Here is an 18038-nt window from a genome sequence, read left to right as displayed (position 1 = left end):
TTTCTCGTTTCTTTGATGGAGCCGTCATGCCATGACGCAAAGCAGTCACTTCGCGACGGGCGCCGCGCCGATCGAACTCGTGTGCCCGGCGGGCAGCCTGCCCGCGCTGAAGGCCGCGGTCGACAACGGCGCGGACTGCGTGTATCTCGGTTTTCGCGACGCGACGAACGCGCGCAACTTCGCCGGCCTGAACTTCGACGCGCAGGCGATCGCGGCCGGCATCCGCTATGCGCGCGAGCGCGGCCGCAAGGTGCTCGTCGCGCTCAACACGTATCCGCAGCCGGACGGCTGGACCGCATGGCGGGAAGCGGTGGCCCGCGCGGCCGACGCGGGTGTCGACGCGATCATCGTCGCCGATCCGGGGCTCATGCGCTTCGCGCGCGAGCGCTACCCGGAGCTGCGGCTGCACCTGTCGGTGCAGGGCTCGGCAACGAACTACGAGGCGATCAACTTCTATCACGAGCACTTCGGCGTGTCGCGCGCGGTGCTGCCGCGCGTGCTGTCGCTCGCGCAGGTCGAGCAGGTGGCCGAGAACACGCCGGTCGAAATCGAGGTGTTCGGCTTCGGCAGTCTGTGCGTGATGGTCGAAGGGCGCTGCGCGCTGTCGTCGTACGCGACGGGCGAATCGCCGAACACGCGCGGCGTGTGCTCGCCCGCGAAGGCGGTGCGCTGGCAGAAGACGCCCGACGGCCTCGAATCGCGGCTGAACGGCGTGCTGATCGATCGTTACGAAGACGGCGAGAACGCCGGCTACCCGACGCTCTGCAAGGGGCGCTTCAAGGTCGCGGACGAGAGCTACTACGCGATCGAGGAGCCGACGAGCCTGAACACGCTCGAGCTGCTGCCGAAGCTGATGCAGATCGGCATCCGCGCGATCAAGATCGAAGGCCGCCAGCGCAGTCCCGCGTACGTCGCACAGGTGACGCGCGTGTGGCGCGAAGCAATCGATCAGTGCGCGGCGAACCTCGCGCGCTACTACGTGAAGCCGGCGTGGATGACGGAACTGAACAAGGTCGCGGAAGGGCAGCAGCATACGCTCGGCGCCTACCATCGGCCGTGGAAATGACACGCACGACGGCGCACGCCTGAATGCGGGAGCCAGGATCATGAAAATTGCTTTGGGGCCGGTGCAGTACTACTGGCCGCGCGTCGCGACGATGCAGTTCTATCAGGCGATGGCGGAGACGCCCGTCGACATCGTGTATCTCGGCGAGACCGTCTGCGCGCGCCGGCACGAGCTGCGCTTCGCGGACTGGATCGAGATCGCCGACATGCTCGCCGAGGCCGGCAAGGAAGTCGTGCTGTCGACGCAGGTGCTGCTCGAATCGGGCCGGGACCTGAAGGCGATGCGCGAGATCGCCGGGAACGGCCGCTATCTGGTCGAGGCGAACGACATGGGCGCCGTGCGCAGCAGCGCGGCGTGCGCGTTCGTCGCGGGGCCGTGGCTGAACGTCTACAACCCGCCGACACTCGCGATGCTCGCGGAGCTCGGCGCGCGGCGGTGGGTGATGCCGCCCGAGATGAGCGAGGCGGGGCTCGCGCAGATGCAGGCCGAGCGGCCCGCGCATCTGGAAACCGAAGTGTTCGCCTACGGGCGCATTCCGCTTGCGTTTTCCGCGCGCTGCTTCACCGCGCGCAATCGCAATTTCCCGAAGGACAACTGCCAGTACGTGTGCATGGAGCACCCGGACGGCCTGCCGCTGCACACGCGCGAAGGTGAGCCCTTCCTCGTGCTCAATGGCATTTCGACGCAGTCCGCGCGCGTCTACAACCTGATCGGCGAGATCGACGCGTTGCGTGCGCTGAACGTCGACGTCGTCCGGTTGAGCCCGCAATCGCAGCACATGGCCGAGGTGGTCGACGCATTTCACGGCGTGCTGAACGGCCGCGCGAGCGCGCGCGACGCGCTCGCCGCGCTGCACGACAGGATGCCGGAGACGTCGTGCAACGGTTACTGGTACGGCAAGCCGGGCCTCGAGCACGTCGCGCATTGAAGCCGCGGCTCGGCCCTTGCCGCGTCGCTTCGAACTGGATGATGAGGAATCCCCGATGAACGCCCCGATCTATCAATTGCCGCCCGCACTCGGCAAGCTGCTGTCGAAATTGCCCGCGTATCCGGGCGCGCTCTTGTTCGCGAGCGGGATCAATCTCGTGCTGCGCCGGCATTTGCCCTCGGAGACGCTCGCGCTGCTGGACGATCGTCCGCTGCGCATCCAGGTGAAGGATGCGGGCGTCGCGTTCGATTTCGTCTGCCGGCGCGGAACGTTTTCGGCGCTGTCGGGCGGGCGAGACGTCGATCTGACGATCGGCGCGACCGCGTACGACTTCTATCTGCTGTCGCAGCGCCGCGAAGATCCCGATACGCTGTTCTTCAGCCGGCGCCTGACGATGGAAGGCGATACCGAGCTGGGTTTGCTCGTGAAGAATTCGCTCGACGCGATCGATCTGTCGGTGTTTTCGCTCGAGCGATGGCTGCCGTCGCGGCTGTTCCGCCAGCAGCCGGTCGGGCGCGGCGGGATGTCGGACTGAGGATGACGGACTGAGATGCGCGCGAGCCGGCGAACGGGCGATCAGGAGACCGGAATGAATCACGAAACGAAAGTGCTGCCGATCGTCTATTCCTGCTCGGGATGCTCGAACGTCGCGCAACTCGCGAATCATGTCGCGGTGCGGCTCGACCGCGGCGGCGACGCGGAGATGTCGTGCATCGCGGGCGTCGGCGGCGACGTGCCGTCGCTCCTGAGGGTCGCCCATTCGGGGCGGCCGATTCTCGCGATCGACGGCTGCCCGCTCGTGTGCGCGAAGAAGAGCCTCGCGCGGCACGGGATCGCGCCGGACGCGCATTTGCAGCTCGGCGAGCATGGCGTCAGGAAGCGCTTTCACGAGGATTTCGACCCGGACGACGCGAGTCGCATTCTCGCGATCGCGCGAGGCGAAGCCGCGCGGCTCGCACGACGCGAGCCGGCGCGCGAGCACGAGCATGCGCTCACGCTCACGCAGGCCGACGAGGGCGCCGACGCCGCGTTGCACGGCAAGATCTGACCATGCGCGGCCGATTCGGCCGCGCCGGCTCAACCGCGCCGAATCGAGAAATTCGCAAACAGGCGATCGAGCCGGCCGAGCACCGCATCGCTCGGATAGCCGGCGAGATGCGCCGCGTTCAGCGCGCCGTCGCCGCATCCTTGCGCCCGAAACACTTGCAGCACGTAATGCTCGACGCCGAGATCGGCGAGTTCGTGCGCGATGCGCAGCAGCGCCGGCTCGGGCAGCAGATCCGGATGCGCGGTCGTCCGGCATTCGTATGCGATGCCGCTCGCGAGCACTGCTTCGAGGCTCTGCCGTGCATGGCCGCCGCTTGCGCGCACGCGTGTCGTGCGCGCGTAGTCGTCGAACGGCGCTTTCACGTCGAGCCCGATCCAGTCGAGTGACGGCAGCAGGGGAGTGAGTCGCCGCGGATGCGTGCCTGCGCTGTGCAGGCCGATCTTGAAGCCGAGCCGCCTGATGTCGCCGATCGATGCGGCGAGCGCCGGATCGATCGACGGTTCGCCGCCGCTGAACACGACCGCGTCGATCAGCCCGACGCGGCGCGCGAGGAACGCGAGCAGCGCGTCCCATTCGATCCCGGCCGGATGCGAGCGCGGCTGCAGGTGCGGATTGTGGCAATACCCGCAACGCCACGGGCAGCCCTGCACGAACACGACCGCGGCGAACTGGCCGGGATAGTCGGTCGCGGTGAACGGGACGAGCCCGCCCACCTTGAGCGAACGACGCCGGGGAAGGGCGAGGTTCATCGCGTGAGCGAGCCGCGCTTACGCCGCCGCGCGCATGGCGACGCCGCTCGCTTCGACGTCGCCCGTTTCGCGCTCGCGGAAGTACCTGCGCTCGTGGAATTCGCCTTGCTTGCCGACGTTGAACGACGACACCGGGCGATGGTAGCCCATCACGCGGGTCCAGATTTCGCACGGCTGGCGCTCGTCGTCGGGCAGCGCGATCGCGGCGAGGGCGGCTTGTGGGTTGGTTTGCAGTGTCGTCATGATGTTCAGGCTTCCATCGGTTGGGATTGAGACAGTTTGCGACGCAGCAGTGCTTCGTCGCACTTCGGGCAAAACGGGTGGCTGCCCGCGAGATAGCCGTGCGTCGGGCAGATCGAGAACGTCGGCGTGACGGTCAGATACGGCAGCGAGAAGCGGGTGAGCGCGCGCTTCACGAGCGTGCGGCACGCGTCGGCGGACGACAGCGGCTCGGTCATGTACAGATGCAGCACCGTGCCGCCCGTGTATTTGCGCTGCAGGTCGTCCTGGCGCTCGAGCGCCTCGAACGGATCGTCGGTGAAGCCCACCGGCAACTGCGACGAGTTCGTGTAGTACGGCATCTGCGCCGTGCCCGCCTGCAGGATGGCCGGATAGCGGCGGCGGTCCTCTTTCGCGAAGCGGTACGTCGTGCCCTCGGCGGGCGTCGCCTCGAGGTTGTACATGTGGCCCGTTTCCTCCTGATACTCGACGATGCGCGCGCGCACGTGGTCGAGCAGCCGCAGCGCGAACGCATGGCCCCAGTCGGTCGTCAGGTCGTGCGCGTCGTGCGTGAAATTGCGGATCATCTCGTTGACGCCGTTCACGCCGAGCGTCGAGAAGTGATTGCGCAGCGTGCCGAGATAGCGCTTCGTGTACGGGAAGAGCCCGTTGTCCATGTGGCGCTGAATCACGTCGCGCTTGATCTCGAGGCTTTCCTTGCCGTAGTCGAGCAGCGTGTCGAGCCGCGCGAAGAGCGCGCGCTCGTCGCCCGCGTGCAGATGGCCGAGCCGCGCGCAATTCACGGTGACGACGCCGATCGATCCCGTCTGCTCGGCCGAGCCGAAGAGCCCGTTGCCGCGTTTCATCAGCTCGCGCAGGTCGAGCTGCAGCCGGCAGCACATCGAGCGGATCATGTTCGGCTTCAGCTCGGAATTGATGAAGTTCTGGAAGTACGGCAGGCCGTAGCGCGCGGTCATCTCGAACAGGCGCCCGGCATTCGGGCTGTGCCAGTCGAAATCGGCGGTGATGTTGTAGGTCGGGATCGGGAACGTGAACACGCGGCCCGCCGCGTCGCCCGCCTGCATCACCTCGATGTACGCCTGGTTGATCATGTCCATTTCGGGCTGCAGATCGCCGTACGTGAACGGCATCTCTTCGCCGGCGATCACGGGCACCTGCTCGCGCAGATCCTCGGGGCAGGTCCAGTCGAACGTCAGGTTCGTGAACGGCGTCTGCGTGCCCCAGCGCGACGGCACGTTCAGGTTGTAGATCAGCTCCTGAACGGACTGCCTGACTTCGGCGTAGGTGAGCGCGTCGCGGCGCACGAACGGCGCCGTGTACGTGTCGAACGAGCTGAACGCCTGCGCGCCCGCCCATTCGTTCTGCAGCGTGCCGAGGAAGTTCACGATCTGGCCGACGGCGCTCGACAGGTGCTTCGGCGGCCCCGACTCGACCTTGCCGGGCACGCCGTTCAGCCCTTCGGCGAGCAGCGTGCGCAGCGACCAGCCCGCGCAGTAGCCGGACAGCACGTCGAGATCGTGGATGTGCAGATCCGCGTTGCGGTGCGCTTCGCCGATCGCGCTCGGGTAGACGTGGCTCAGCCAGTAGTTCGCGATCACCTTGCCGGACACGTTCAGGATCAGGCCGCCGAGCGAATAGCCCTGGTTCGCGTTCGCGTTGACGCGCCAGTCCTGCCGGTCCAGGTATTCGTTGATCGACGATTCGACGTCGATCAGCGGCTTGCCGCGCGGCGCCGGATTCGACGCGGCGCCAGGGTGGATGGTCTCGGACAACGTGGGCCTCTCTCGTTTGTGACACAAAATATGGTGATATGGTGAATGCTAAATACCAGATGTTGTGTTGGTCAACGCCGAGACGCCGAAGTTTGGCGCGCACTTGACGGCGATTAAGGCGAGGCGAATCCGGGCTGCGGCATCGATCGCCGGTTGCGCGGATCGAATGCGCGACGCTCGTGCGGATGGCAGGATTTGCCGCGCGGCCGCGAATATGCGGCTCTGACGCGTGACGGGAGGCGGGCGGGAGAGCGGGCGCTCACGGTGTGCGCCGTCTCGTGTCCGCAGCCGGGCGGGTGCGGTGAGCGAACCGGGCATCGCCGACGAGAAAGCGAGGTCTCGCCGAACGACTTGCGACTAACGACTAACGTCCGGCAATGCGCCTACTCGCCGGACTTCGCGTCCGAACCGGGCGCGGTCAACGCAGGCGAAACCAGGCGTCCGGCATAGCGCGCGACGTAGACGAGCAGCGCAGCCGCCCAGGCGACGCCCGCGACGACGAGCCATTGCGCGGTCGCGGCGGGCGCGAGCCACGGCCCTGCGACGCGCGCGAGCGTCGCTGCGATCAGCAGTCCGTAGCAGACGCGCTCGGCGAAGTTCGCGACGGGCTCGCGTGCCGTCTGTTCCAGCGCGGTGCGCGTGATCATCCCGATGATCGCGCAGCCGATCGCGCCCGTCGTGAACGTGTGCAGCGCGAGCGAATGCGCGACGAGCCCGTATGCGCTCAAGGCCGTCAGAGCGAAGCCGGCGGCGATCGATGCATAGGCGACGTGCAGGATCGACAGCATCGGCCGCCGCCCGGTCGCCCAGAAGCGCCAGCCGGCGAGCCGCGCCGCGTGCAGCGCGGCCGCCGCCCCGGCGAGCGCGGCGATCGCGGGCGCGGGGGCGGCCGTCGCGTCGGCGATCAGCGCGGCGAGCGTCACCGGCATCACCGACGATTCGACGATCCGCCACTGCCCGATGGTGAGCTCGGGCCGCGCGGCCGTCGCGATCGACGGAATGATGCGCCCGCCGATGATGACGATAAAGAGCACGAGCAACCCCGCGGCGAGCTCGACGCAGCGCAGCGCCCAGTCGGCGTGGCCTTGCCGGAGCCACAGGTGAAAGAGCGCGTTGAGCACGGCGAGCATGCCGAGCGCGACGGGCAGGAAGATGCCGTGCCGATTCCTCGCGCCGATCAGCGCGCGGACGAGCGCATAGGCGATCGCCGGCAGGAACGCGACGTCGACCGCGGCCGCGGCCCAGCCGGGCCCCGTCCACATCAGCACGCGGCCGGCGAGCCACAGCAGCCACAGCGCGGCGAGCGACGGGCCTTGCGCGGGGTTCGTCGACGTCCAGGTGCGCACCGACGTCAGCAGGAAGCCGGACACGATCGCGCCGCCGAAGCCGAAGACCATTTCGTGCGCGTGCCAGAAGAGGCCGCTCGCGGGCGGCGCATGGCCGGCCCAGTCGCGGCCCGCGAGCGCGCCGAGCCAGGCGAGCATCGCGATCGCACCGAAAGAGGCGCCGCCGAGATAGAAGGGCCGGAAGCCGGTCGACCACAGCGCGGCGCGGCGGCCGTCGGGCTGCGCGGGCGCGTTGTGGTCCGTCGAGCGGACGAGCGGCATGGCGTTCCCCCCTTTTTTGATATGTTGCTTTCGTGATGCATGATAGGAGAAGAAGCGCGCGCATGCGCTGCGACAAGATTGCGCGGCCGCATCTTTGTCTGCGCGCAAGGCTGTCGCGTTCGCGCGTTGACGCGACGGATGCGGTGAACTAGCCGGCTCGCTTGCCGTTGCTGCTACGCCTCGTCGAACGGCGCGCGAGCGCGGCGCCGATCGCGAGCGTGACGGCGAAGCTCGCGATCGCGAGCGCGGCGATTTCGCCGCCCGCGCGCCGCAGCGCGAACGCATCGAAGAGACCGCCCGCGACGCGCAGCGCGACGGCTGCGTGCAAGAGCGCGAGCGGCGCATGGAAGAACGGCCGGTACGCGACGCGCAGCCGTGTGACTGCCGGCACGATGATCGGCATGTGCCCGAGGATCATCGAGAACACGAAGCCGAGCGTGAGCGTGTGCAGTGCGGCGTCGTGCGCCGGCTGGCCGGGCGCGAGCGCACCGGTCAGGCCGAGTGCGCCGCTCACCGCGAGCCAGCCGTAGCCGGACAGCAGGCAGACGGCGATGAAGCGCGTGAGGCCGCGCTGGCGCACCGTGCGGCGCGCGACGTCGTAGCGGATCAGCCACGACGCGAGCAGCAGTTCGCCCGCGCCGAACAGCCGCAGCGCGGGCAGCGGCTGCCACGGCGCAAGCGCGGCGGCGACGGGCAGCAGCGCGGCGATGCCGCAGAAGCAGGCGCTCGCGCCGCGCGGCAGCGGGCGCACGCGCGTGAGCTCGAGCCGCTCGGCGGCGATCGTCAGGATCAGGAACGCGAGCCACCACGCAACGGCCGCGAACGGATCGCCCGTCAGCAGCCAGACGACATCGCCCGCCCACCAGCATCCGACGCTCGCGGCGAGCACCCACAGGAACAGCGCGGTTTGCCGCCGCAGCACCGCGGCGTTGACGGCGAGCGCGACGCTTGCCGCGCCGGCCAGCAGCGCGGCGGCGAGCATCGGCGGCGCGCCTGCAAGCAACGTGATGCCGGCCGCGACGGCCATCGCCGGCACGAGATACGCCCAGCGCGCGCCGAGCGCGACCGCGCGCTCGATGCCGATCACCGCGCCGAAGAACACCGGAATCATCAGCACGCCGTGCCACGCGAGCCTCGATACGGCATGCGCTGGCGCGGGCGCGCCGAGCCGCGCGAGACCCGTCGCGACGCCGCACGCGAGCAGCGCGACGATCACGCCGCCCGCCGTCGCGCGGACGATCGGGCGGGCGAGCGAGCGGGCGAGCGAAGCGGCCGGTTGCATGGCGGCGGGCACGACGTCGAGGGCGTGAAGCGCGTTACGCGATCGGCCAGCCCATCTGCTCGCGCGCCGCGTCGCTCATCATCTTCGGCGCCCACGGCGGCTCCCAGACGAGATCGACGTCGACGGGCAGCGTATCGGAGGTGGCGTCGCCGAGCGTCGCCTGCACGTCGTCGATCACGACGCCCGCCATCGGACAGGCGGGCGACGTCATCGTCATCGTCACGACGATGCGCTCTTCGGTGCGTTCGATCCGGTAGACGAGACCGAGGTCGACGATGTTGACGCCGATCTCCGGATCGATGACTTCGCGCAGCGCGTCGCGCAGCGCGAGCTCGTCGGGCGTTTCGCTTCGGATTGCTGAGGCATTCGGCATGATTGCTCCGGACGGAGGGAGGAGAGGAGGCCGGCGGGCCGTGCGATGCGCACGGCCCGCCGGCGGCGCGAGAGCGGCGCTTACATGCGTTGCGCGGCCTGGCCGACGGCGCGCTCATCGGGCTGCGGCGGCGCGGGCCGGCGCAGCAGGCGAAGCGCGAACCAGCCGAGATACAGCACGCCGAACGCGAACACGATGTCGCCCGGCACGCGCAGCCACACGAGCGCGTTCATGATCGGCGCGTGCACGACTTCCGGCGAGCGTGCGTACCAGAGGCCCTTCGTCACGCTCGCATACGCTTCATAGATGCCCGACGGCAGGATCGACACGAACACCATCATGAAGAGGCCGACGTTCAGCAGCCAGAACGCGGGCTTGAGCAGGCCGTCGCTCCACGCGCCGCGCGCCGACATGCCGCGCAGGCAGAACAGCATCAGGCCGATGCCGAGCATCCCGTACACGCCGAACAGCGCGGCGTGGCCGTGCGCGGGCGTCATGTTCAGGCCCTGCACGTAGTAGAGCGAAATCGGCGGATTGATCGAGAAGCCGAGCAGGCCCGCGCCGACGGTATTCCACGCGCCCACCGCGACGAAGCAGAGGATCGCCCACTTGTACGACTGGATCCACGGCGCGGCGTGCGACTTGCGATACGTCTGCCAGCCCTCGAAGCCGACGAGCGCGAGCGGCACCACTTCGCACGCGGAGAACACGGCGCCCACCGCGATGATCGACGTCGTCGTGCCGGTGAAGTACAGGTGGTGCAGCGTGCCGAGAATGCCGCCGAACAGGAACACGATCGTCTCCATCACGATCGCGCGGTTCGCGCTTTCGAAGCGGATGAGGCCGAGGCGCGCGAAGATGAGGGCGATCACCGCGGTCGCGAACACTTCGAAGAAGCCTTCGACCCACAGGTGCACGAGCCACCATCTCCAGTACTCGATCATCGAGTAGTGCGTGTTTTGCCCCCACGCGAGCGACGACGCATAGAAGAGCCCGATGCACGCGGCGGACAGGAAAACCATGCCGATCAGGCCGCGGCCTTCGGTCGCCTTGTTACGCAGCGCGGGCATCAGCGCGCGGCCCATCAGGAACAGCCAGAACAGCAGGCCGACGAAGAGCAGGATCTGCCAGACGCGGCCCATGCTCGTGTACGCGAGGCCCTGATTGCCGATCCAGAACGAGAAGTTCGTGCCGAGATGCTTGAGCGAGCCGAGCCAGCCGGTGACGGTCGAGCCGACGACGATGAAGATCAGCGCCCAGAACAGCACGTCGACGCCGAGCTTTTGCAGCTTCGGCTCGCGGCCGGACAGAAGCGGCGAAATGTAGAGGCCCGTCGCGAGCCACGCGGTCGCGATCCAGAGGACGCCGAACTGCGTATGGATCGTGCGGCTCACGACCCACGGCATCACGTCCGCGAGCGGAATGCCGAAGAAGCTGTGGCCTTCCACCGCATAGTGCGCGGTGATCGCGCCCATGAAGACCTGCGTGAGCAGCAGGCCGATCACGACGTAGAAGTACTTCTTCGTCGCGCGCATCGACGGCGTCGGCTTCACGTTGAAGAGCGGATCGTTGGTCGGGACGGCGAGCGGCGCATCGTGCTCGCCGTGCGCGGTGTGATACCAGACCATCGCGGCGATCGCGCCGAGCAGGATGATCACGCTCGCGATCGACCACATGCCGTTCGCGGCGGTCGGCGTGTTGCCGACGAGCGGCTCGTGCGGCCAGTTGTTCGTATACGTGACGCCCGTTTCGCCGGGACGGTCGGTCGTTGCCGACCACGCGGACCAGAAGAAGAACGACGCGAGCGCGGTGCGGTCGGCCGCGCCCGGAACCGAGCCTGCCGTCATCGCGTACTGGTCGCGCAGCGTGTCGAGTGACGGATCGGCGCCGAACAATGCTTCGTAGTGCCCGGCGACCCGCTGCGCCGCCGCCGCGCGCGCATCCGACAGCGTGAGGCGATCGTTCGCGGCGTCATAGCGGTTCGCGCGCATTTCATGCTTCAGGCGCGCATCGAGCATGCCTTGCTGATCGACGGGCAGCTTCTCGTACGGCGCGCCGAATTGCTGGCGCGCCCACGCGTCGCGCAGCTCGAGCGCTTCGCGATGCAGCCAGTCCGCCGACCAGTCCGGCGCGACGTAGCTGCCGTGCCCCCAGACGGTGCCGAGTTGCTGGCCGCCCGATGCGAGCCAGACCTGCTGACCGCGCCTGATCTGCTCGCCAGTGAAAATGACGCGCCCATTTTCGCTGACGACCGTGTTCGGTATCGGCGGCGCGGCGAGATAGATGTCTCTGCCGAGCCATAGCAGGACGGCGAATGACGCGAGGCAGACGAGCCCGAGCCATGTCCATGAACGACGTGTGGAGCGCATGACCTCTCTCCTTTCAAGAGGGTGAATGTGGAGAAAAACGTTCAATGCGACGGCGGCGCGACAGGCCGTCGATTAAACATGTATAAAGAATGTATGTTTTAGCGGATGGTATGAGACGGCCATGCGCTTGTAAAGGCTCGATGCCGCGACAGGGCGGCGCGACGGCGTTGCGCGCCGCATCGCGCGGGCCGCTCAGGCGCGCCGATATTGGGCCGCCGGGCGTGGCGGGAAAGGCGGCGTGTCAATTGGTCGCGGGCGGGCGCGACGTCGCGGCGCGAGGTATGGCGGCGATGGGCGCTCGTGCGACGTGAGCGCCGTGTATGCCAGGGACGGCGGCGTTGCGCGATCGGAAAAAGCGCGATTCAGGCGAGGCGGTTGCGGTCGGTCAGCGCGAGAGGGGCGAAGCAATGCGGGCGAAGCAACGAAACGCGAACGCAAAGCGTCGCGGCGTCCGCGCGCCGGGCTGCCGTGGGGCGGCGTCCCGGCGCGTCATCGAATCATGGCGTGTTCGCGATCGCCAGATTCGCGAGCACCTTCTGCCGGATCGACGGCTTGATGTTCGATTGCGCCATGTCCGCGCCGTAGTGCGCAACGACCCGCGGATTCATCACCCGGAACCACAGCGGCGGCACGTACGCGAGCAGGATCATCGCCGCGTAGCCGGCGGGCAACTGCGGCGAATCGTCGAAGTGCCGCAGCGCCTGATACGAGCGCGTCGGATTCGCGTGATGATCGGCGTGGCGTTGCAGTTGATAGAGAAACAGGTTCGTCACGACGTGGTTGCTGTTCCACGAATGCTGCGGCGTGCAGCGCTCGTAGCGTCCGGTCGGCAACTGCTTGCGGCCGAGTCCGTAATGCTCGACATAGTTCACGACCTCGAGCAGCGACGCGCCGTAGGCCGCCTGGATCAGCAGGAACGGCGCCACCTTCGCGCCGCCGAACGCGATCGCGGCGCTCCATAGCGCGACCGTCATCGCCCATGCCTGCAGCACCTCGTTGCGCCACGACCAGACCGGGCGGCCGCCTCGCGCGAGACGCTCCCGCTCGAGCTGCCAGGCGGAGGCGATGCTGCCCGTCACGGTGCGCGGCAGGAACGCCCAGAACGATTCGCCGTAGCGCGCGCTCGCGGGATCGTTCGGCGTCGCGACGCGCACGTGGTGCCCGCGATTGTGCTCGACGAAGAAGTGGCCGTACGCGACGGGCGCGAGCGTGATCTTCGCGAGCCAGCGCTCGAGCGGGCTCGTCTTGTGGCCGAGCTCGTGCGCGGTGTTGATCGAGATGCCGGTCGCCGCGCCGAGCGAGAGCGCGAAGCCGAGATAGTCGTACCATGCGAGCGGCTTCGTGCCGACGATCCAGATCGCGCCCGCGAATGCGACGTAGACAACGAAGGTCGCGAGATAGACGACATGGCGATAGTAGCGGTCGCTTTCGAGCCGGGGCACGATCGATTCGGGCGGATTCTCGCTGTCGACGCCGATCAGCAGATCGAGCACCGGAATGACGCCGAACGCGAAGAGCGGCCCGAACCACCAGAAGATATGCCAGCCTGTCGACAGCGCGAGGAGCGCGGCGAGGAGCGGCAGCGTGATCGTCAGCGCGCCGAGCAGCCACCAATAGCGTTTCGTGTCGGTCCAGTCGGCCGACGCCGGTTGCCGGATTGCCATTGTCTCCCTCCATGTCGGGTACCGATTTTGTTGCGCTCCGATCGATCGCTTGCGCAAGCGATCGCCGTTCGCGCCGACGGGTTCATGCCCGTTGCGCTGATTTATACGTGTTCAATTATCGTTCAGCCAAACATTCGGAATAGGGCGCGACCTCCAAACATCGGCGCGGCCGGCAGGCGTTGCGATACCGCTTGCGTCGGGGGGCGATTCAAACGTCCGCGTATTCCATGATTGCCGAACGGACGACGCGTAAAACCGAGGGTAATTCCGTATATTTTGGGGGGCGGTGCACGAAGCATGAGCGCGCGGCGCCGCGTCCGATACAGTCGGTCCGCGTTGACTTTGTTTCGTTTGTCTTTCATCGGAGTCCGTCCGTTGTCTTCATCCGTCCCGGCCGCGCCCGCCGTCGTCGGGTTTCGCGATGATCTGCGCGTGTACCGTCATCCCGCGCTCGCGCGTGCCGCCGAGTCGGGGCGCCCCGTGATCGAGCTCGACGCACTCGGGCTCGAGCCGAGCGCCCGGACTGGGCGGGCGGTTTGCGCGAAGCGTGGCGTTTCGGCGAGGACGCCGCGCACCGCGCGGCGACGCAGGCGGATCTCGACACGTTTCTGAGCGAGCTCGGCTGGCGGGAGTCTTGCTGGGCTCAGCCCTATCGTTTTCCGGACCTGCCGCGCCGCAGCCTGCGTCACACGCTCGACGGGATGCCGTGGCGCGACGATCCCGCCGCGCTCGCCGCGTGGCGGCGTGGCGCGGCGCAACGGGCTGTCCGCTCGTCGATGCCGGCACGCGCGAGCGCCGGGCGACGGGCGGGATGCACAATCGCGCGCGGATGGTTTGCGCGTCGTTCCTCGTCAAGCATCTGCTGATCGACTGGCGGGTGGGCGACGCGTGGTTCTGGGACACGCTCGTCGACGCGGACGCCGCGCCGTACTTCCGGATCTTCAATCCGGTCGCGCAGGGGAGGCGGTTCGATCCGGACGGCGCCTACGTGCGGCGCTGAGCGTCCGAACTGGCCGGCTTGCCGCCGGCCGCGCTCCGCGAGCCCTGGGCCGCGCCGCCCGCGCAGTTCGCCGCGGCGGGCGTGCGGCTCGGCGACACCTATCCGATGCCGATCGTCGCGCACGACGCCGCGCGCCGGCGCGCGCTCGACTCCATTTGCGACAACCCAATGAAGCCGGTGCTGGAGCATTTAATTTTTTGTAATTAATTCGTCTGAAATAATCCGGGAAGAGCGCATTTTTTATCTTTTTCAGTGGTTAAACTCTCATCTCGCGCCAAAGAGGGTTTGAAAGAGGCTAACGCATGGACATGATGGGCGGTTTTCCGCCGGAGGCGGTCGCTCCGGTCGTATGGATGACGGGGCTGCCGGGGGCCGGCAAGACGACGACGGCGAACGCGCTGCTGAACCGGCTGATCGAGGGCGGCGCGAAGGCGGTCGTGCTCGACGGCGATGCGCTGCGCGCCGGCCTTTGCGCCGATCTCGGCTTTTCCGACGCCGACCGGCTGGAGAACATCCGCCGCTTCGCGCACGTCGCCAAGCTGTTCCAGCGCGAAGGCTATGTCGTGATCGTCGCGACGATCTCGCCGCTGCAGGCGCATCGCGATCTCGCGCGCTCGATCGTCGGGAAAGGCTTCTTCGAGGCCTACGTGGCGACGTCGCTCGAAGTGTGCCGCTCGCGCGACCCGAAGGGGATGTACGCGCGCGCCGAGCAGGGGCGGCTGATGCAGTTCACGGGCGTGTCGGGCGCGTACGAGCCGCCCGTGGCTCCCGATATCCTGATCGACACGACGAACTGCAGCGTCGCTTTTTCGCTCGCCGAAGTCATGGCGCAGCTTGCGCGGGTGAACGCGTTGCCGGCGCAACTCGCCGCCGCCGCATCCGCACCCGCCACGGCGCTCGGCTGACGGACGTTCGATTCGCGACGCGCGGGGGCTCGCTTGCCGCCCGCGCAGCGGATCACGCGGCGCATTCCCGGCGCTTGCCGCAGCGCTCGTTTTCCTGCTCGTTCCCGTTCGATCGCGCGCCGCCGGCAGGCGTGTCGCGCTGCCCGTCGGCAGACGTTCGTCATCTGCCGACTCGCACGCGGCGCGCGTCATTCAACTGACGAATGCGTCGCGCGTGCCTCGCGTCGCAATGCGCCGATTTACTTTTTGGTTAAAAATTTCGATATCACACAAGCCGCACTCGCTGCGCGTGTCGATGCACCCATTATCTTTCGCCCGCTTTTCACTCGCTTTTCGCCCGCTCCGCCGATGCCTGCACAAAGGCTTTTTTGAGATGTTCTGGCGTCGCGCGTGAATAATCCGAGCAAGCATTGAGCGATTTCTTCGGCTATTCGAGCAGCGTATGGGGCCGTTTTGGGGAATGAAAAAATCTCATTTGCCCGAAGGTCGCTGCGCATGTGTAATTCGAATCGCATTACACGAAAACGCAAACCGCATAAGCACAATCAATCATAAATACATGCTGATCATTCGGGCCGGTTGATCTTGCCTCGCATTGCCGCGTCGGGCGCGGCGCATCGTACCGCTACGCGAGAAACTTCGGCTTGCCCGAGCATGGAGGTCCGATGAGGGCGGCGATGGGGAATTGGGCAGAGGATCTGCTGGCGGGGCTCGACAGCGCACGATCCGAGGAAGAGGCGTTTCGGAGCATCGAAACCGCGACGACGGCCCTCGATTTCGAATACTGCGCATACGGGCTGCGCGTGCCCTGGCCGCTGTCCAGGCCGCGCATCGAGACGCGCAGCAATTTTCCCGAGCAATGGAAGCGGCGCTACGTCGAGGCGGGTTTTCTCGACATCGATCCGATCCTCGCGCACGGCCGCCGATCGCAGCAGCCGGTCGTCCTGAGCGAGACGCTGTTTGCGTCCTCGCATCAGATGTGGGTCGAGGCGCAGTCGTTCGGACTGCGGTTCGGCTGGGCGCAATCGAGCTTCGACGCATACGGCGGCATGGGCATGCTCGCGCTCGTCCGCTCGCGCGGGCCAGTGACGGAGGCGGAGCTCGACGCGAAGGAATACCGGATGCGCTGGCTCGTGCGCACCGCGCACGCCGCGCTCGGCCGCATGATGTTGCCGAAACTGATGGCGGATCCGGAGCGCGGGCTGACCGAGCGCGAGGTCGAGGTGCTCAAATGGGCGGCGGACGGCAAGACGTCCGGCGAGATCTCGAAGATCCTCGCGATTTCTGTCGATACGGTGAACTTCCACGTGAAGAACGCGATCCTGAAGCTCAGGACCGCGAACAAGACCGCAGCCGTCGTGCGCGCGGCGATGCTCGGGTTGTTGAGCTGAGCGGGGGCGGGCAAAGCCCGGCGTACCGGTACGCCGCCGCAACCCGGCATCGGGCGACGATTCCGGCCGGCGGCGTTCGGCGCACCGCGCCGCGTCGTGCGTTTCGGCGTCCGCGCAATATCGCCACCGTTCGCTCGCGGCTCGGGACGGCAGGTATGGGTCGGCGCATATTGGGTCACGCGCGTTTCGCTCACCGCGCGCCGCCGTTTCCCGACCTGGCGCGGCTCGCTGCCGGCTTCGCGCAAATCGAGTAACGTATCGTTGCTGCGTCGCGGCGGCCATTCAGGCGGCGGCCATTCGGGCCATTCGGGCCATTCGGCCGTGCGATGTCCGCGCGGCGACATCCGGGGCCGAAGCAATGCGGAACCTGAGCGGACGGCGGCGCATCGGCGCGCGTCGCCGTGCCCGCGCGGCGTCGCAGCATCGCGATGCCGCCCGATTCCGGCGGGCGATCGACGGACGTGCATCCGCCGGTCCGCGGACGACTGACGAGAGCGGACGGCCGCGCGGCGCCCCGCCCCGACAAATCGAAGATATAAGGAGACGATAGATATGCCGGACCCGCAACCCGACGCCATTCCGCCCGAGCCCTTCATCGCGCCCGCCGCCGACGGCTTTCCCGTGCGCGGCTTCGCGTGGCGGCATCGCGGCCCCGCGGCGGGCAGGCCGGTGACGGTCGTCAATTGCGCGACGTCCGTGCGCTGCCGCTATTACTTCCGCTTCGCCGCGTATCTGTTCAGCCACGGCAGCGACGTGCTCGTCTACGACTATCGCGGCATTGGCGAATCGCGGCCCGCCTCGCTCGCCGGCTTTCACGCGACCTGGCTCGACTGGGGCCGCCTCGATTGCGACGCGGTGCTGCAATATGCGGCGCGCACGTTTGCAGGCCAGCCGGTCGACGTCGTCGCGCACAGCGTCGGCGGCGTCGTGCTCGGGCTCGCGGCGTCGAATCCGCTCGTGCGCCGCGTGCTCACGGTCGGCTCGCAATATGCGTACTGGCGCGATTACGCGGGCTCGCACCGGCTGCGGATGCTGATCAAATGGCATCTCGCGATGCCGGTTCTCGCACGCGTGTTCGGCTACGTTCCGGCCAAGCGGCTCGGCTGGATGGAGGATACGCCGCGCGGCGTCGCGCTGTCGTGGAGCCGCAGCCGGCCGCGCTTCGAGGACGCGTACGTGCGCGCGCCGCTCGACGAGACGTCCGACGCGCGGCGCGATCTCGTCGAGCGCTTCACGCGCCTCACCGCGCCGATGCTCGCGATCGGCCTGTCGGACGACGAGTTCGGCAGCGTCGAGGCGGTCGAACGCCTGCTCGGCTATTACACGCGCAGCGCGGTCACGCATCTGCGGATCGCGCCCGAGCAGATCGGCGCGGCGTCGATCGGGCATTTCGCGTTCTTCCACAGCCGCTTCGAACCGACGCTCTGGCCGATCGCGCTCGGCTGGCTGAAGACGGGTGCGCTCGCGCCCGGGACGCCGGGCGACGTCTATCGGCAGTCGTCCCCGCCCGAGCGCGGGCTCGCGGCGCGCGACGAAGCGGCAGGACGGACGGCCGCGGGCTGAGCGGCGCGAGAGACGGCTGCGGCCGGCGCGCGCGAAGATCCGTTACCATCGAGCGCTTTCCACCGCCTGCACGACGTGCAC

The 18038-nt window shown here is 67.9% G+C and carries 15 protein-coding genes and 1 pseudogene; 8 read left to right on the top strand and 8 right to left on the bottom strand.

Going from position 1 to position 18038, the window contains the following annotated elements:
* The first annotated feature begins 31 nt into the window (after positions 1-31).
* From WT16_RS11335 to WT16_RS11320, 4 genes are read left to right on the top strand one after another with little or no spacing between them, the layout of a single operon-like run.
* On the top strand, positions 32-1066 hold the full coding sequence (locus tag WT16_RS11335) for a peptidase U32 family protein (protein ID WP_063533363.1): 1035 nt from the start codon (positions 32-34) through the stop codon (positions 1064-1066).
* A gap of 40 nt (positions 1067-1106) precedes the next feature.
* Positions 1107-1994 carry a U32 family peptidase gene (locus WT16_RS11330; protein ID WP_063533362.1) on the top strand — a complete coding sequence of 296 codons (888 nt, stop codon included), beginning with the start codon at positions 1107-1109 and terminating at the stop codon, positions 1992-1994.
* 55 nt (positions 1995-2049) lie between these two features.
* Positions 2050-2529 carry an SCP2 sterol-binding domain-containing protein gene (locus WT16_RS11325; RefSeq protein WP_063533361.1) on the top strand — a complete coding sequence of 160 codons (480 nt, stop codon included), beginning with the start codon at positions 2050-2052 and terminating at the stop codon, positions 2527-2529.
* Between the two features lie 54 nt (positions 2530-2583).
* Positions 2584-3042 (top strand): putative zinc-binding protein, encoded by a 459-nt coding sequence (locus tag WT16_RS11320; protein ID WP_063533844.1) that lies wholly within the window; start codon positions 2584-2586, stop codon positions 3040-3042.
* Positions 3043-3071: 29 nt separating this feature from the next.
* Here WT16_RS11320 and WT16_RS11315 read toward each other — a convergent pair whose 3' ends face one another.
* From WT16_RS11315 to WT16_RS11280, 8 genes are all read right to left on the bottom strand, one after another.
* Positions 3072-3791, bottom strand: coding sequence for an anaerobic ribonucleoside-triphosphate reductase activating protein (locus WT16_RS11315; RefSeq protein ID WP_063533360.1), 720 nt, complete (start codon positions 3789-3791; stop codon positions 3072-3074).
* 18 nt (positions 3792-3809) lie between these two features.
* Positions 3810-4037, bottom strand: coding sequence for an anaerobic ribonucleoside-triphosphate reductase (gene nrdD / locus WT16_RS35375; RefSeq protein ID WP_082743929.1), 228 nt, complete (start codon positions 4035-4037; stop codon positions 3810-3812).
* A gap of 2 nt (positions 4038-4039) precedes the next feature.
* Entirely contained in the window at positions 4040-5803 is a 1764-nt protein-coding gene (locus WT16_RS11305; RefSeq protein WP_015600125.1) for a ribonucleoside triphosphate reductase, read from the bottom strand.
* Between the two features lie 383 nt (positions 5804-6186).
* On the bottom strand, positions 6187-7410 hold the full coding sequence (locus WT16_RS11300; RefSeq protein ID WP_063533359.1) for an NnrS family protein: 1224 nt from the start codon (positions 7408-7410) through the stop codon (positions 6187-6189).
* Positions 7411-7558: 148 nt separating this feature from the next.
* Positions 7559-8704, bottom strand: coding sequence for a hypothetical protein (locus tag WT16_RS11295; RefSeq protein ID WP_063533358.1), 1146 nt, complete (start codon positions 8702-8704; stop codon positions 7559-7561).
* A gap of 22 nt (positions 8705-8726) precedes the next feature.
* Positions 8727-9065, bottom strand: a complete 339-nt coding sequence (locus WT16_RS11290; RefSeq protein ID WP_063533357.1) for a metal-sulfur cluster assembly factor — start codon at positions 9063-9065, stop codon at positions 8727-8729.
* Positions 9066-9145: 80 nt separating this feature from the next.
* Complete coding sequence (locus tag WT16_RS11285) at positions 9146-11434, bottom strand: nitric-oxide reductase large subunit (RefSeq protein ID WP_063533356.1); 2289 nt, start codon at positions 11432-11434, stop codon at positions 9146-9148.
* A 497-nt stretch (positions 11435-11931) separates the two neighbouring features.
* Positions 11932-13098: an alkane 1-monooxygenase gene (locus WT16_RS11280; RefSeq protein WP_063533355.1), complete on the bottom strand. Its 1167-nt coding sequence runs from the start codon at positions 13096-13098 to the stop codon at positions 11932-11934.
* A 483-nt stretch (positions 13099-13581) separates the two neighbouring features.
* Between WT16_RS11280 and WT16_RS30910 the strand changes: the two are divergent.
* From WT16_RS30910 to WT16_RS11255, 4 genes and pseudogenes are all read left to right on the top strand, one after another.
* A pseudogene (locus WT16_RS30910) lies at positions 13582-14305 on the top strand (FAD-binding domain-containing protein); the annotation flags it as partial.
* Positions 14306-14400: 95 nt separating this feature from the next.
* A complete protein-coding gene (cysC, locus tag WT16_RS11265) occupies positions 14401-15003 on the top strand; it encodes an adenylyl-sulfate kinase (RefSeq protein ID WP_015601213.1) in 603 nt (200 codons plus the stop codon).
* 677 nt (positions 15004-15680) lie between these two features.
* Positions 15681-16394, top strand: a complete 714-nt coding sequence (locus WT16_RS11260) for an autoinducer binding domain-containing protein (RefSeq protein WP_009913036.1) — start codon at positions 15681-15683, stop codon at positions 16392-16394.
* A 552-nt stretch (positions 16395-16946) separates the two neighbouring features.
* The gene (locus WT16_RS11255; RefSeq protein WP_015600498.1) at positions 16947-17957 is read left to right on the top strand and encodes an alpha/beta fold hydrolase; all 1011 of its coding nucleotides are present in this window, start codon (positions 16947-16949) and stop codon (positions 17955-17957) included.
* Positions 17958-18038: the final 81 nt, after the last annotated feature.

Origin of the sequence: Burkholderia sp. MSMB1589WGS, assembly GCF_001636105.1 — a bacterium.
Classification (GTDB): Bacteria; Pseudomonadota; Gammaproteobacteria; order Burkholderiales; family Burkholderiaceae; genus Burkholderia; species Burkholderia humptydooensis.
The sequence above is the reverse complement of the archived record's forward strand: the minus strand, read 5'-3'. Positions and strand labels throughout refer to the sequence as shown.